This window comes from Microcystis flos-aquae FACHB-1344 (genome assembly GCF_014698375.1).
Taxonomy (GTDB): Bacteria; Cyanobacteriota; Cyanobacteriia; order Cyanobacteriales; family Microcystaceae; genus Microcystis; species Microcystis aeruginosa.
In genome coordinates this window covers 1-16,798 of record NZ_JACJSW010000197.1, presented here as the reverse complement: position 1 = coordinate 16,798, position 16,798 = coordinate 1, and the positions used below count along the sequence as shown (strand labels likewise).

The 16,798-nt window shown below is 40.1% G+C and carries 4 protein-coding genes; 3 read left to right on the top strand and 1 reads right to left on the bottom strand.

What is annotated here, in order from left to right:
- Nucleotides 1-21: 21 nt before the first annotated feature.
- Nucleotides 22-13,416 carry a Calx-beta domain-containing protein gene (locus H6G48_RS19965; RefSeq protein ID WP_190722961.1) on the top strand — a complete coding sequence of 4,465 codons (13,395 nt, stop codon included), beginning with the start codon at nt 22-24 and terminating at the stop codon, nt 13,414-13,416.
- Nucleotides 13,417-13,458: 42 nt separating this feature from the next.
- Nucleotides 13,459-14,007: a PEP-CTERM sorting domain-containing protein gene (locus H6G48_RS19960; protein ID WP_190722960.1), complete on the top strand. Its 549-nt coding sequence runs from the start codon at nt 13,459-13,461 to the stop codon at nt 14,005-14,007.
- 212 nt (nt 14,008-14,219) lie between these two features.
- Here H6G48_RS19960 and H6G48_RS19955 read toward each other — a convergent pair whose 3' ends face one another.
- Nucleotides 14,220-15,656, bottom strand: a complete 1,437-nt coding sequence (locus H6G48_RS19955) for an NADP-dependent isocitrate dehydrogenase (protein ID WP_190722959.1) — start codon at nt 15,654-15,656, stop codon at nt 14,220-14,222.
- Between the two features lie 285 nt (nt 15,657-15,941).
- Here H6G48_RS19955 and H6G48_RS19950 point away from each other — a divergent pair, with 285 nt between their 5' ends.
- Nucleotides 15,942-16,568, top strand: coding sequence for a TetR/AcrR family transcriptional regulator (locus H6G48_RS19950; RefSeq protein WP_061432658.1), 627 nt, complete (start codon nt 15,942-15,944; stop codon nt 16,566-16,568).
- The last annotated feature ends 230 nt before the right edge of the window (nt 16,569-16,798 follow it).

Genomic DNA, 16,798 nt, shown 5'->3' with positions numbered 1-16,798 from the left:
AGCTAAGAGAAGGGGTAGATTATGAGTAACGATTATTCTCTCTTATTCGATGGGACTGATGACTATGTAAGTATTCCCCATAGTTCAAATGCGGTCACAATCGCTATTATTGATGATGATATACCAAAACCTGGAACTTTAGCATTTAGTAATGCTCAATTTACGGTTAATGAAGACGGAACACCTGTTAATGTTGTCATCATTAATCGTACAGGTGGAAGTAATGGACAAGTTGGCGCGACGATAGCTTTAAGTGATGGAACAGCTAAACGTCCTAATGATTATCCTAATAATTCTATCCCTGTCATCTTTAATAATGGGGAAACCTCTAAAACTATTACTATTCCTATTGTAGATGATCTTCAATTTGAAGGAAGTGAAACCCTCGATTTAACCCTAACAAATGCTACAGGCGGCGCAACCATTGGCGCACAAGATAAAGCAACTTTAACGATAGTTGACAACGAAGTTAATCAAGTAATCATCCTTGATGAAGGACAAACAAAACTGATTAATAATGCTGTTCTTAAAGCTGTTGAAACTAATAAGTTACCCACAGAGATTATCTATACCTTAACTGATTTACCTGATAACGGTCAGTTAATTCTCAATAATCCCACTGGTAAAGCATTATCATTTGATGGAAGTAATGACTATATCGCTTTAGGAAATCCTAATGCGTTACAAATTACTGAAAATCAAACAATTGAACTATGGATTAAGCCAAATCATTTTAATTACAGACAAAATCCTTTTAACAAAGCTTGGGGAGGCGAAGGAACTCTTACTCTTGAAGGAAACGTGAGTTGGGCTGCTGACGGAACTGTTCATTACTATTATGGAGTCACTGGTAGAGACTGGGGTAGTAGTGGAATAAATTATCAAGCATTTAATACTAATCAAAGTCTAAATATTAATCAGTGGTCTCATCTTGCAGTTGTAAGAGATTTTAGCAATCAAAAACTTAGTTGGTATATAAATGGAGTAAAAGTTAATGAGACATACACCATATTTAATTCAGCAACACCGAGTAATAATCCTATCTATATAGGGACAGGATATACAAATTATTTTAATGGCTTAATTGATGAAGTTAGAATCTGGAATAAAGCCAGAACTCAAGCTGAAATTCAAGCTGACATCAATCGTCAATTAACAGGTAATGAAACTGGATTAGTCGGTTATTGGAACTTTAATGAAGGTTTAGGAAATACGGTTACAGACTTAACTAATAATCATAATAATGGCACAATTTATGGTGCAACTTGGACTACTGGAATTGTACCCACCAGTACAACTTTAAAACTAGGTGATACTTTCAGCCAAGCTGATATAGATAATGGTCTTTTAACCTATCAACATAACGGTAGTGAAACCACATCTGATAACTTTAAATTTACCCTTGCCGATGTCAAAAATGAATTTCAGGTTAATACCTATACAACTAATAATCAAGGATTTAATGATAACTACCATCAATCATCAACAACAGCTTTAAAAGATGGTGGCTTTGTAATTGTTTGGTCATCCCAAGGACAAGATGGCAGTGATTGGGGAATCTATGGGCAACGTTACGACATTAATAGTAATAAAATAGGCAGTGAATTTCAAATTAATACCTACACTCAAAATGCTCAATATAACCCCTCAATTACAGCTTTAAATAGTGGCGGTTTTGTTGTGGTTTGGGCATCTAAATTACAAGATGGAAGTGGTAATCCTATTTATGGACAACGCTATGATACTAATGGCAATAAAGTAGGCAGTGAATTTCAAATTAGTACCTATACTCAAGATACCCAATGGTGGGAACCTTATCCTTCAGTAACAACTCTTAATGATGGTGGTTTCTTTGTCACTTGGGCATCTGAATCAGGAGATGTTGATGGTAATATTTATGGACAACGCTATGGTGCTAATGGCAATAAAGTAGGTACTAATTTCCCAATTAATACTTATACTTCTGGAATCCAAATACAAGCGGCCGCAATAACCCTAAATAATGGTGATTTAATCGTTGCTTGGCAATCCTATCCTCAAAATAATGGTCATTGGGGTCTTTATGGACAGCGTTATGACAACAATGGTAATAAGCTAGGCAATCAGTTTCAAATTCATTCTAGCCCTTATTATGATTATTCTGAACCAAGAATAGCCGTATTAACTGATGGTGGATTTGTTGTTACTTATGATTCTGGAAACTGGAATGGAAATGGTATTGATGGTAGTGGTTATGGTGTTCATGGACAAAAATTTGACTCCACTGGTAATAAAATAGGCAGTGAATTTCTAATTAATACTTATACTACTGGAAATCAATTTTATCAATCTGTAACTGCTTTAGGTAATGGTGGATTTGTTGTTGTTTGGCAATCCCAAAATCAAGATGGTAGTGGTTATGGTATTTATGGACAGCAATTTGACGCTAATTGTAATAAGATTGGTAATGAATTTGCCATTAATCAATACACGGCTAATAATCAATGGTTTCCTGCCATAACAACCTTAGCAGATGGAAGTTCTGTTATCATTACTTGGACATCAGAAAATCAAGATGGTAGTGAAAACGGTATCTATGTACAAAAATTTAATACCAGCGACCCACCTATTTCTACTTTTAACATTACTATTAATAATGTTAATGAATCACCAACAAATATCCAAATAAGCAAGAATACCATTGATGAAAATAGTCCCAACGGCACAGTTATCGGCACATTAAACACTACTGATCCTGACGTAAATAATACCTTTACTTACAGCTTAGTTGATAATGCAGGGGGACGTTTTGCCATTAATGGTAATCAGTTAATTGTCGCTGATGGAACTAAATTAGATTACGAAACTCATCAAAAGCATACTATCACTATTCGGACGCGAGATCAAGGCGGATTAACCTACGATAAATCCTTTGATATTAACCTAATTGATGTGGCTGATTCTGGTGTAATTGCTTTCAGTCAAGCTACTTATACAGTCAAAGAAGACGGAACACCTATCAACGAGATTACCCTAACCCGTAGCCTGAATAAGCAGGGAGAAGTCAGCGTTACTGTTACTCCTAGTAATGGTACAGCAACAGCACCTAATGACTACAATAATGCACCGATTACAGTCACTTTTGCTGACGGTGAAACCGAGAAAAATATCACTATACCCATTGTCAAAGATACTGCTTATGAAGGGAACGAAACCCTCAACCTAACCCTCAGTAATCCCACGAATGGCGCAACATTAGGAACACAAAAAACAGCTACTTTAACTATTGTTGACACTCCAATTACTTATTATCTAACTACGCCGACAACTTGGACAGACGCTCAAGCACAAGCGCAAGCAATGGGAGGTAATTTAGTTACCATTAATGATGCAGCAGAAAATCAGTTTTTAGTCAATGCTTTTGGTAGTAATGAATCATTTTGGATAGGATTTACTGATGCAGTACAAGAAGGAGATTGGAAATGGATTAATGGTGAACCTGTTACTTATGTTAATTGGTCTGTTACAGAACCAAATAATGTAGGAAATGAGGACTATGGGATTATTAACGATCCTTACGATCCTGGTCCTAGCGAAAAATGGTATGATTTGCCAAATAATCCGCCTTCTCATTTTCCTCCTCAATTAAAAGGAATTATCGAAGTTCTCAATGGAACATCTACCATTTCTATCGCTGATACCACCATTAATGAATCTCAAAGTCAAGCAACTTTCACGGTTAAATTAACAGGAATTAGCCATCAAATTTTTACCGTTGATTATAGCACCAATGACGGAACAGCCAAAGCAGGAGAAGACTATACTGCTGTCAATGGAACATTAACTTTTAATGCAGGAGAAAGTCAGAAAACTATCACTGTTCCTATCACTAATGACTCTAGTTATGAAGGGAATGAAACCTTTACTCTTAAGCTCTATAATTCTACTGGTGGCGCAGTTTTAGGAACAAATGCAGCCACAATAACGATTGTTGATAATGATGTTCCTGAACCCGGAATATTAGCCTTTAGTAATGCTCAATTTAGCGTTAATGAAGACGGAACACCTGTTAATGTTGTCACCATCAATCGTACAAATGGCATTGATGGACAAGTTAGCGCAACTATCAACCTAAATAACAACACTGCAACAACACCCAATGACTACAATAATAACCCGATTACAGTAACATTTGCCAACGGCGAAACATCGAAAACGATTACTATTCCCATTGTTGATGACATTCAATTTGAAGGCAATGAAACCATTAATATAACTCTAACAAATGTTACAAGTGGCGCAACTATTGGCACACAAGATAAAGCAACTTTAACTATTGTTGACAACGAAATTAATCAGGGAATCACTCTTGATGAAGGACAAACAAAACTGATTAATAATACTGTCCTTAAAGCTTTTGAAACGAATAAACAACCCACAGACATTATTTACACCTTAACTGATTTACCTGATAATGGTCAGTTAATTTTTAATAATTCGACTGGTAAGGCATTATCATTTGATGGAAGTGGTGATTATGTAAACTTACCAGCTAGTGCTATAGGAGGTGCAATTACAGTTGAAGCTTGGGTTTATGCTAAAGATTCTCATCGCTATTGGCAGAGAATTATTGATTTAGGAAATGGGAGAATAAATAATAATATTGTACTTGGTTGGTATGGCAGTTCAGGTCAAATGTTTATGGAAAACTACCAAGGTAGTAGCACAATAAAAATTATTACCAATGAAATATTTCCTGAAAATCAATGGACTCATGTTGCCGCAGTTACTAATAGCAATGGCAATGCCTATATCTACTGGAATGGTCAAATAAAGGCTTCTGGTAATATTTACCCTGTAGTCAATACTATTCGCTATAATCAGTATATTGGTAAAAGTAATTGGGTTCCTCCTGATGCAGATTTTTATGGGGTTTTTGATGAAGTTAGAATCTGGAATAAAGCCAGAACTCAAGCTGAAATACAAGCGGATATGAACCGCCAATTAATTGGAACTGAAGGCGGATTAGTTGGCTATTGGAACTTTAATGAAGGTTCAGGAAATACAGTAACAGACTCTACTAACAATCATAATAATGGGACAGTTTATGGTGCAACTTGGACAACAGGAATTGTTCCTACTACTTTAAAACTAGGTAACACTTTCACCCAAGCTGACTTAGATAATGGTCTTTTAACCTATCAACATAACGGTAGTGAACCCACATCCGATAACTTTAAATTTACGGTTACAGATGGAACAATAACTTCTAGTGAAACAGCCTTTAACATTACCATTAATAATGTTAACGATGCTCCCACAGACTTACAACTGAGTAACAATAAAGTTGACGAAAACAGTCCCAATAATACTGTTATCGGTGTTCTAAATACTACTGACCCTGACCTAAATGATACCTTCACTTACACCTTATTAGATAATGCAAATGGTCGCTTTACTATTGTTGGTAATGAATTACGAGTTGCTAACAGTAACTTACTGGATGCGGAAACTAACACTAACCACAACATCACTGTTAAAGTTACAGATAAAGGCGGTTTAGATTTAGTCAAAACCTTTAATATTACTGTCAATAACCTTAACGAAATACCTACAGCTATTCAACTTAGTAACACCAACATCCCAGAAAATAGTAATAATGGAACAATTATCGGCACATTAACCACCACTGACCCTGATTTAGGTGATACCCACACCTACGAATTAATTAACAACGCCGATGGACGCTTTGCTATTAATAATAATCAATTAATTGTCGCTGATGGTAGTAAATTAGACTATGAAACTAATAGCAGTTATCCAGTTACCATCCGTAGTAAAGATTCAGGTGGATTAAGCTATGACCAATCTTTCATAATTAACCTAATTGATGTACCTGAACCCGGAATATTAGCCTTTAGTAACGCTCAATTTAACGTTAACGAAGACGGAACACCAGTCAATCAAGTCAAAATAATTCGTACAGGTGGCAGTCAAGGAGAAGTTAGCGCAACCATTGATTTGACTAACGGAACAGCTACCCCAGACGATTACGATAAAACCTCTATTACCGTCACATTCGCTAACGGCGAAACCGAAAAAAATGTCACCGTTCCTATCACCAATGACACCTTTGTTGAGAATACCGAAACCATCAATCTTACCCTAACTAATCCCACCAATGGCGCAATCTTAGGCACACAAAAAACCGCTACTTTAACCATTCTTGATGATGACGTACAGCTTAACTTCAGTGCCGCTAACTATACCGTTAGTGAAGATGGAACCGCCGTTACTGACATCATCGTAACTCGTGCTGGACGCAAAACAGGAACAGTCGGAGCAACCATCACCTTTACTAATGGTACTGCCAAAGGCTGCGCCTGTGGACTTCATCTCACTACTTCTGACTTTCTCAGTTCACCTATTACTGTTATCTTAGGTGAAAATGAAATAAGTAAAATTATTCCTGTTCAATTAGCAGGAAGTCAAGGAAGTAACTTTGTTCCTATCATAAATGATACTCAAGTTGAAAGTAATGAAACCTTTACCATTACTTTAACAAATCCCACAGGTGGCGCAACTATTGGCAATCAAAATAGTGCCACTGTCACCATCTTAGATGATGATGTCCAACTGGCATTTAGTGCGCCTAACTTTACTATATGCGAAGATGGAACCGCAATCGCTGCCGTTACCGTCAACCGCATTGGCAGACTGACGGGTGTTGTTGGTGCAACCATTAATCTCGACGGCGGAAGCGCAGCCTATCCTGATGACTACATCCAAACTTCTCTTAATATCTCTTTTGCTGACGGAGAAAAGAGCAAAATTATTAATATTCCTGTCAGAAATGATATTATCTCCGAACCAGATGAAACCGTCAATTTAACCCTTGTTAACCCTACAGGTAGCGCAACTATTGGCAGTCAAAATACAGCGACTCTCACCATTGTTGACAACGGATTAACTCCTAGTTTAAGTCTTGCGATTGATAAAGATACTGTTGCTGAAAACGCAGGAAATAACGCAGCAACGGCAACCATTACTCGCAGTATTGTCACCGATGAAGATTTAATTGTTACTCTCGCTTCCAATGATACCAGTGAAATAACCGTCCCCAATCAAGTTATTATTCCCGCCAATCAAGCATCAGCAACCTTTACCCTAAATGCAGTCAATGATAACATCCCTGATGGCATTCAAACTGTTACTATTACTGCCACAGCCACAGGCTTTAGTCAAGGTACAGATACCATCAACGTTGCTGATATTAATGTCCCCGATTTGAAAATAGTTAATCTAAGTGCGTCCACACCTTTATTAACTGGAAAACAAGGCAGCTTCACCTATCGAGTTGTCAATCAAGGATTAAGTGAAGCAAAGGGTACTTGGACAGATAAAATTTATCTTTCTACTGATACCACCTTAGAAACCAACAAAGATATATTTTTAGACAACTATCAATTTTCTGGAACAATTCCCACAGGCTTATTCTACGAACGTAATCTCCCATTTTTCATCCCCAAAACTCCCGGACAATACTATTTAATCGCTCAAACTGATACAGCAAATACTATTAATGAAGGGATCGGATTAGGTGAAAACAATAATACCACTATTACCTCTATTAATATTACTCCTGCCTATCGTGCTACTGTTTCTACTGATACCGAAATTGGAGTAACAGGAAACAAAGTTATTTTACAGGGTAAAGCCTTCAGTAATAGTGATAACTCTGCTGTTCCCTACGAATTTGTCACCATCGCCATTAAATATAACGGGACTGTTCGCGAATTAACCGCTTTTACTGATGGAAATGGCAACTTTGTCAAGGAATTTCAACCCTTACCCGGAGAAGGGGGACAATATCAAATTAATGCCTATTTCCCTAATTACACTAGCGAAGACACCACCGCCGAAGATAGCTTTAAACTCTTAGGAATGCGCTTTAACACAAGCGGTGCTTACTATCAAATTAATGCCGATTCACCCTTTAATGCAACAGCAACCCTACAAAATTTAACGGATATTCCCATTACAGGGATTACTTACACCATCGAAGGTGCGCCTCAAGATTGGAATATACAAGTTAATGCAGCCAATACCTTAGCAGGGAATAGCAATTTACCCATTACTTACACCATTACTGCACCCAATAATTCACCCATTACTCAAGACACATTTAATATTAATCTCACCAGTGCAGAAGGCGTAAGCACAACGCTTCCTGTTACGATTAATCTGCGTCGCATTGTTCCTCATTTAGTTGCTAATACTAACCTTCTTAGTAATGGGATGTTACGAGGAAAACAAACTCCCATTGAATTTGAAGTAACAAACAATGGCGGAATTGCAACTGGGGACGTTCAAGTAATTCTTCCTGATGCACCTTGGTTAAAATTAGTCTCACCTGTCACTCTATCTTCTCTTAATCCCGGAGAGTCAAGCAAAGTTACTTTATTACTCACTCCTGATGCAAATTTACCGCTAACGGTTTATAACGGCAATCTCGTCTTAGATGTCGTCGGAAATGATGGCGATTTGTCTTTACCTTTCAGTTTCCGTGCGGTTTCCGATGCAGTTGGTAGCTTACAAATTACTGTTGTCGATGAGTTGACATTCTTTACCGAATCTGCACCTAAATTAAAAGATGCTACGATTATTCTCCGAGATTATATTACCGGAAACGAAGTCCGACGCATCACCACAGATGCAACGGGAATGGTATCTTGGGATAATCTTACTGAAGGATATTATCAGTTAGAAGTTCAAGCTAAAAGCCACGATTCTTACACTCAAACAATTCAAATTAAAGCAGGAGAAACCGAGGATATAGAATCTTTCTTATCTCGTCAAACGGTTAAATATGTATGGCGAGTTGTTCCTACAGAAATTGAAGATAAATATACCATCACTATTGAAAGTGTTTTTGAAACGCACGTTCCTGCTTTAGATGGTAGTAGTGATAGTATTGCTAATCCCATTCCCACTGTAACAATTGACCCGCCATTAATTGATTTAATAAACCTGCAAGTTGTCGGCCAAATGATGCAAGTTGACATGACAGTTACCAATCATGGATTAATTGCAGCCAATGATGTTCGGTTGAATTTTGGTGAACATCCTTTCTATAAAATTGAGCCTTTAATTGAAAATATTGGAACTTTAGGCGCAAAAAGTTCGCTGACTGTTCCGGTAAGAATTACGAGAATTGCGGATACAAGCAATGGAGTTGTTTCCTGTGGAATTCCTGCTTCTTTAACTTATGACTATTCCTGTGGGTCAAACCTAGTCTTGAAATCTACACCAATTGCTATCAATAATGTTGAAGGAAATTGTGCATTACTGTCCTCAATACCTATCAGTTTTGGTGGTGTTGGATTTAATCCCGTGAATGGCGGATTTAATCCTGGAAATGGTGAAGTTAGTTCTATTAGTCCTATTGTTAGCAGTGTTCCAATAGAGATACAATCTAATTCTTGTAATCAAGGTTCAGTCTGCGCTCAAGTTAAACTGCAAATTAACCAAGAGGCAATCATGACTCGTTCCGGATTCCTTGGAACATTAAAAATTGACAATGGTAACGACACCAATAACCTAGAAAATATCACCGTTACTATCAACATCAAAGACAGTCAAGGAAACACCGTTAACAATCTATTTGGTATCACTAACCCTACCCTTTCTAACCTTACCGCAGTTGATGGAACAGGAACAATATTAGCCAACACTTCAGGAAGTGCAGAATGGACATTTATTCCCACAGGAAACGCTGCACCCAATGAACCTACTATTTACAGCATCGGCGGCAGCTTAAGCTATAAAGAAAATGGCAATAATATCACTGTTCCTCTGCTTTCAACTCCTGTTACTGTCTTCCCACAAGCAGAATTATACCTCGATTACTTCCATCAACGAGATGTCTTTGCTGACGATCCTTTTACAGTTGAAATTGAACCATCCGTTCCCTTCTCCCTTGGTATTTTAGTTAAAAATCAAGGCAAAGGCACAGCCAAAAACCTCCACATATCTTCGGCACAACCCAAGATTATCGACAACGAAAAAGGCTTACTGATTGATTTTAATATCATCGGTACTCAAATCGGCACAGAATCCATTACCCCCTCCTTAACCGTTAATTTCGGCAATATTGAAGCGGGAAAAACCGCCGTTGCTGATTGGTTATTCAAATCTTCTTTACAGGGTAAATTCACCGAATATAACGCCACCTTTGAACATATTAACGATCTCGGCAAACCGGAACTATCCCTAATTAAAGAAGTCAAAATTCACGAACTCACCCATCAGGTTAATGTGGATAGTGATAACCTACCTGACTTCTTAGTTAATGATACCTTTGACGCTAACTTCTATCCTGATATTCTCTACTTCAGCAATGGCACAACTGCACCCGTAAACGTCCTTACCAATGCAACAGCAACCATCAACAATCAACAGGCACAAATTATCGTCAATGTCAATAGTGGTTGGACATATTTACACCTAGCAGATCCTAGTAATGGTAGTTTAGAAATAGCTCAAGTTTTGCGGTCTGATGGAACGTCTATTAAATTAGATAACGTCTGGACAACTGACCGAACTTTCCCCGCTACAGGTCGTCCTATCTACGAAAATATTCTACATCTACTTGACTACAACGCTAACGCTGGCAACAGTAACTATACAATTATTTACACCTCTGGTGGCCCCACAGTAACAGATATTATTGATGTTACTCCCGATCCTCGTTCTACTGCGGTAAACGCAATCGCTATTGATTTCTCCGAACCGATTCAAGCAAGCACTTTTGATTATACTGATCTCAGCTTAACCCTCAACAATGGGACAAATTTAATTACTAATGTTGTCTCTATTATTCCTCTTTCAACTACGCGCTATCAAGTTACAGGCTTAGAAAATCTTACTAACATTGATGGCGACTATCAATTAACCGTAAACGCTAATGAAATTAAGGATTTAGACGGTAAACTGGGGACAGGTTTACTCAGTGAAACTTGGGTTAAAACTGCTACTGGAAATGCAGATAATACTCCACCCACTGTTACAGATATTCGAGACTTGCAGATTGATACTCGCAATATTCCCGTTTCTTCCCTCGATGTCACCCTCTCGGAAGCGATTGATTTAAGTTCCTTCACTTGGGAAGATATTACCCTCACCCGTAACAGTGGCAGCAATCTAATTAATAATACCGTCACAATTACCCCAGTTAATGATACAACCTACCGGATTAATGGACTGAATAACTTAACCCAAACTGAAGGAACTTACACCCTAACAGTTAATGGAAATGAAATTAAAGATTTATCAGGAAATTTAGGACTAGGAAGTGCAGCAGAAATTTGGGTAATGGATACCACTCCACCCGATGCACCTAGTAACCTTAAAGTAGGCAATAAAACTATTACCCCTAACAGTCAAAACCTAGTTAACACTACTACCCTAAACCTCACAGGATCTCTTAGCGAAACGGGTTTAAGCGTCTTCTTGATCGATCGTACTCTCAATCAAAGCTTAGGACAAGCATCCGTTAATAATACTCAATTCAGCAGCACAATTCAGTTACCTTCATCGGGAACCAGAAACTTAGATATTCAAATTATCGATCCCGCAGGTAATATCACCACGACGAACTTTAATCTCTTTGCCGATATCATTACTCCTACCTTACTTGAATTTCTCAATATTCCCCAAACTCCCATTGCTACACCAATTAATTCTATCGATCTTCGTTTCTCGGAAGCGATCAACCTCTCTACTTTTGACTATACCGACATTACCTTACAACGCAATAATGGCGAAAATCTGATTACTGATGCTGTTACCGTTGAATATCTCTCTGGTACAACTTATCGAATTAAAGGACTTACAGAGTTAACCAGAACGACTGGAAACTATCAATTAACTGTCAATACTAACACCCTTCAAGATCCCGCAGGAAATAGTGGAGATGCAGCCAAAACAGCAACTTTCGCAATCATCACAGCCATTAACAATCCGCCAATCGCTCAAGATGATGCACTCACCACTAACGAAGATACCCTCTTAACTGGCAACGTGCTAATTAACAACGGAAGTGGTGCTGACAGCGATCCAGATAAAGATTCTCTCACCGTTACTGCTGTTAACAGTAATACGGCTAATGTAGGCACTCAGATTATTTTATCCTCCGGTGCGCTATTAACCCTCAACACCAATGGTACATTAACTTATAATCCCAACGGTCAATTTGAAGCCTTAAAGAACGGAGAAATTACCACCGACAGCTTCACCTACACTCTCAGCGACGGAAACGGTGGCACTGACACTGCTACAGTCACTGCCACCATCACTGGAGTTAACGACGCACCCGTAGCTAATCCAGATAGTTACAGTCTCGATGAAGACACTACTTTAACCATTAATGCTCCTGGAATCAAAGGCAATGATACGGATGCAGAAAATGATAGTTTAACAGTCAATTTAGTCAGTCCAGTAGAGAAAGGAATCCTCACCCTCAATCCCGATGATTCTTTCAACTATACTCCTAATACTGGCTTTGTGGGAACCGATAGCTTTACCTACAAAGTGAATGATGGTTTAGCTGATTCTAATATCACTACTGTCACTCTAACCGTCAATCCAATTAATGACGCACCCGTAGCTAATCCAGATAGCTACAATACCCTCCGCAACACCACTCTCAACATTCCAGCAGCCGGAGTTTTAAACAACGATACCGATACTGAAAATCAGCCTCTAACAGCAGTTATTGAAACTAACCCCAGCAACGGAAATCTAACTCTCAATTCAGATGGCTCCTTCAGTTATACTCCTAATACTGACTTTGTTGGAACCGATAGCTTTACCTACAAAGTGAATGATAGTTTAGCTGACTCTAATATCACTACCGTCATCCTTCATATTTTCAATCCAGTTCCTATAACTGTTCCTCCCAGTGGTGGGACCACGCAAGGGACAGAGCAAGATGACTACCTTGATGCCTCTAACCAGTTAGGCTATCAGCGCCTTGAAAGCGGCGGTGGCGACGATCTCATCATTGGTTCCAACCAACGCGATATCCTCAAAGGCGGGATCGGTAACGATAGCCTCTACGGTGGGGGAGATTTCGATAAACTGTATGGAGAAGAAGGGGATGATCTCCTCGACGGCGGCGCTGGACTGGATATCCTCTCCGGTGGCAGCGGTGCCGATCGCTTTGTCCTCGCAGCGGGGAATGGCAGCGATCGCATTCTCGACTTCAATGCTCTCGAAGGCGATCTCTTTGCCCTAAGTGGACTAAACTTCGGACAATTGAGCTTTAATAGTAATCAGATTCTTTCTGGCATCGAAGCATTAGCTCAAGTAACAGATAATCTCGGCAATCCTGTTACGGGATTTGACGCTCATCCTCAATGGTTTGTCACTCTCTAGTTACCCACCCAAATCGAACCGATCTGACAAAGGAGTCAATTAATGAAGACTAAGCCAGCCAACTTGCTTCTGGCTGCCACGACAGCACTTTTAGCCAGCACTTTTTCCCCTCACCTGCCAGCCCAAGCACTGACCTGGACGATTAATAATGGTAGTATTAACAGCAATCCGGCTACTGGGATTACAGGAAGTTTTACCATTGATAATGAAAATAGTACGGCTCCTAATATTACTTTCAGTAACCTGATGATTGACGGACTGACTTTGACGGCGGCTGACGTAATTAATATTAGTTTGGCAACTCCTAGTGGCAGTGGAATCCAAGCAATTGACTGGTTAAATGGGTTGAATAGTCTCTCTTTAGTTTTTGACTCTCCCTTAACGACAGCAGGTGGGACAATTCTTCTCAATAATATTACCAGTGACTTTAATGGCCATGTAGTCAGTGGCTCCGTTACGGATGTGTCGCAACCTCCTACTGCTGTACCAGAACCATCTACTCTACTTGGCTTGGCGACCACTTTTAGCTCCTGTGTTTTCTTGAAGCGAAAACTGAAAGGCGAAAACCAAGAAATCATGAGCGAGGGTTAGCCATCCGTTAAAACGGATGTTCGCCCTTGCGAACAAGGGGATTTATTCGTTCTCTAATTTCTACGGCCAGAAAACAAGGTCAAAACATCCTACAAGTTTTAACTCAAGTTCTCAAGGGGGAAGTTCTGGTTTTTTCCTAATTTGTCAAGACCTCGGTAGTTACGGGATTTTCCGAAAAATAGGGCAGTTTTCAGGCTACCCTAACCGGAAAATTAATCCCCAAAATGGGAGATAATCGCGTCGGCAAATTCGGAACATTTCAGGGGAGGATTAACGGGAGGTTCCATCAGACGCGCTAAATCGTAGGTAACTTGTCGATTAGCGATCGCTGCTGCGATGCCTTTTTTAATCAAATCGGCCGCTTCTTGCCATCCCATGTATTCCAACATCATCACCCCGGAAAGAATCACCGAACCGGGGTTAATTCGGTCTAAACCGGCGTGTTTAGGGGCTGTGCCGTGGGTTGCCTCAAAAATAGCGCAAGTATCGCCAATATTCGCCCCAGGTCCCATCCCTAAACCACCCACGATCGCCGCTGCCGCATCGGAGAGATAATCGCCATTCAGGTTCATGGTAGCGAGGATCGAGTATTCATCGGGACGGGTTTGGATCTGTTGGAAGATACTATCGGCAATGCGATCGTTGACCATAATTTTATCTTGCCACTGCCCCTTGCCGTGGGTTTCCCAGATAGCATCGAGAACACTGGTCACTTCTTGGCAGATTTTGGCTTTTTTCTCGTCTGTGAGGGCATCATAACCCGGTTCCACCATGCGGGCGTTATCTTCGATGCTCAGATCGGGGTTTTTCTCCTTATTGCTGAGGATCCATGATTCCATCTCGGTGACGCACACATCCCGGAATTCACTTTTAGCTAATTCGTAACCCCAATCCCGAAACGCCCCTTCGGTATATTTCATAATGTTACCCTTGTGGACGAGAGTAACTTGATTTTTCGGTTTCGGTAAAGTCAGCGCTCGTTCGATCGCCCGGCGGACTAATCTTTGGGAACCTGTCTTACTAATCGGTTTGATCCCGATACCCGCGTCGAGGGGAATTTGTTTTTTACCATGTTCGGGAGTGGCGGGAATTAGTTCCGTGTTGAGATAATTAATCAGTTTATCGGCGATTTCCGTGCCTTGTTTCCATTCGATGCCGAGATAGATATCCTCGGTATTTTCCCGATAGACGATGACATCGAGTTTTTCCGGGGTTTTATGGGGGGAAGGGGTTCCCGCATAGTAACGACAGGGACGAACACAGGCATAGAGGTCAAAAATTTGCCGCAAAGCCACATTCAGGGAACGAATGCCGCCACCGATCGGAGTGGTCAAGGGACCTTTGATGGCAATACCATATTCTTTAATCGCTGTCAAGGTATCTTGGGGTAGATATTGATAGGTCCCGTAGATTTCGCAAGCTTCATCGCCAGCATAGACTTTAAACCAATGGATTTTCCTTTGACCAGCGTAGGCTGTGGCGATCGCTGCATCGATAACTTTTTCGGTTGCGGGCCAGATATCGACTCCCGTACCGTCACCGCGAATGAAGGGAATGATGGGATCGTCGGGAACTAGAGGTTTTCCGTCAGAAAAAGTAATTGTCGAGCCTGTTGTCGGTGGGGTGATTTTTTCGTAGCTCACAGTCATGGACTTCCAGAAACAGTATTTATCTATACGTTGGGAGTCTAGCGCCGTCAATATCTATACGCAGGGATTTTGGGTAATTTCTTAAAGATTCCTTTGCTGGTATCTCCACTCAAAACAACCTAGAGGAAATCTATTTATGCTGCTGCGCTCGTTGTTCAAGGCCAAGTTACTCCATTCCCCTGAACAATCTCTAACCCCAATTACTCAAAATTTTATGAAGCATTTGAGCAAACACCTGACTTGATCGATGACAATGGCTCTATCCCGTTCTAGCTGTCAATAATTATGCAAAGTCTTTTTCGACGTTCCCTAGCTGAGACCAATTCTGGGGAAGAAGATATCCGTAGTCGTATTCTACAGGCCGCTTTACGTTTATTTGCCGCTAAGGGTTATGAAGGAACCACGACCAAAGACCTAGCAGGAAGCGCAAATGTGGCAGAAGGAACTTTATTTCGTTATTTTCCCAACAAAAAGGCGATTTTAATCGAAGTGGCCACTAGGGGATGGGTGGATATTCTCACCGACTTGCTGACGGAATTGAGCGAAATGGGCAGTTATAAAGCGGTAGCGCAGGTGATGCGACGTAGGGTGTTGAGAATGCGAGAAAATAGCGATTTATTGCGAGTTTGTTTTATAGAGGCACAATTTCACCCCGAATTAAAAGAGCGAATTCAATCGGAAGTAATTGCCAAAATGACCGATGTGGCCGAGGCTTTTTTTCAAACAGCGATCGATCGTGGTATCTATCGTCCCATGAATCCGAAAATTGTCGCCCAAGTTTTTCTAGGAATGTTCGCAATTGCCGGTTTTTCCAGTGAAACTATTTTAGATAGTAATGCTTCCCCCTTAGCTTTACAAGAAATGGCCGAAGGTATTGCCGAAATTTTTCTGAATGGAGTGTTAGTTAAGTAGGTAGGCACAATTATTTGTAGGATGGGTTAGCGGTAGCGTAACCCATGCGGGCGTTGGGTTTCATGCTTCAACCCAACCTACGTTCATTTTATATTTAATTCCACCCACCCACTTAAGTAGGGGCTGCTGAAAAAGTTTTTCGTGGGGGCAGGGTGTGGGGTGTGGGGTGTGGGGTGTGGGGTTTTACCCATTTTCAGGTGGTCAATTACCTAATTTTCAGGGAAAAAATC

Bases quoted from the DNA above. Each gene is read 5' to 3' on its own strand.
- H6G48_RS19950 (WP_061432658.1), top strand. From the start codon at position 15,942: ATGCAAAGTCTTTTTCGACGTTCCCTAGCTGAGACCAATTCTGGGGAA.
- H6G48_RS19955 (WP_190722959.1), bottom strand. From the start codon at position 15,656: ATGACTGTGAGCTACGAAAAAATCACCCCACCGACAACAGGCTCGACA.
- H6G48_RS19960 (WP_190722960.1), top strand. From the start codon at position 13,459: ATGAAGACTAAGCCAGCCAACTTGCTTCTGGCTGCCACGACAGCACTT.
- H6G48_RS19965 (WP_190722961.1), top strand. From the start codon at position 22: ATGAGTAACGATTATTCTCTCTTATTCGATGGGACTGATGACTATGTA.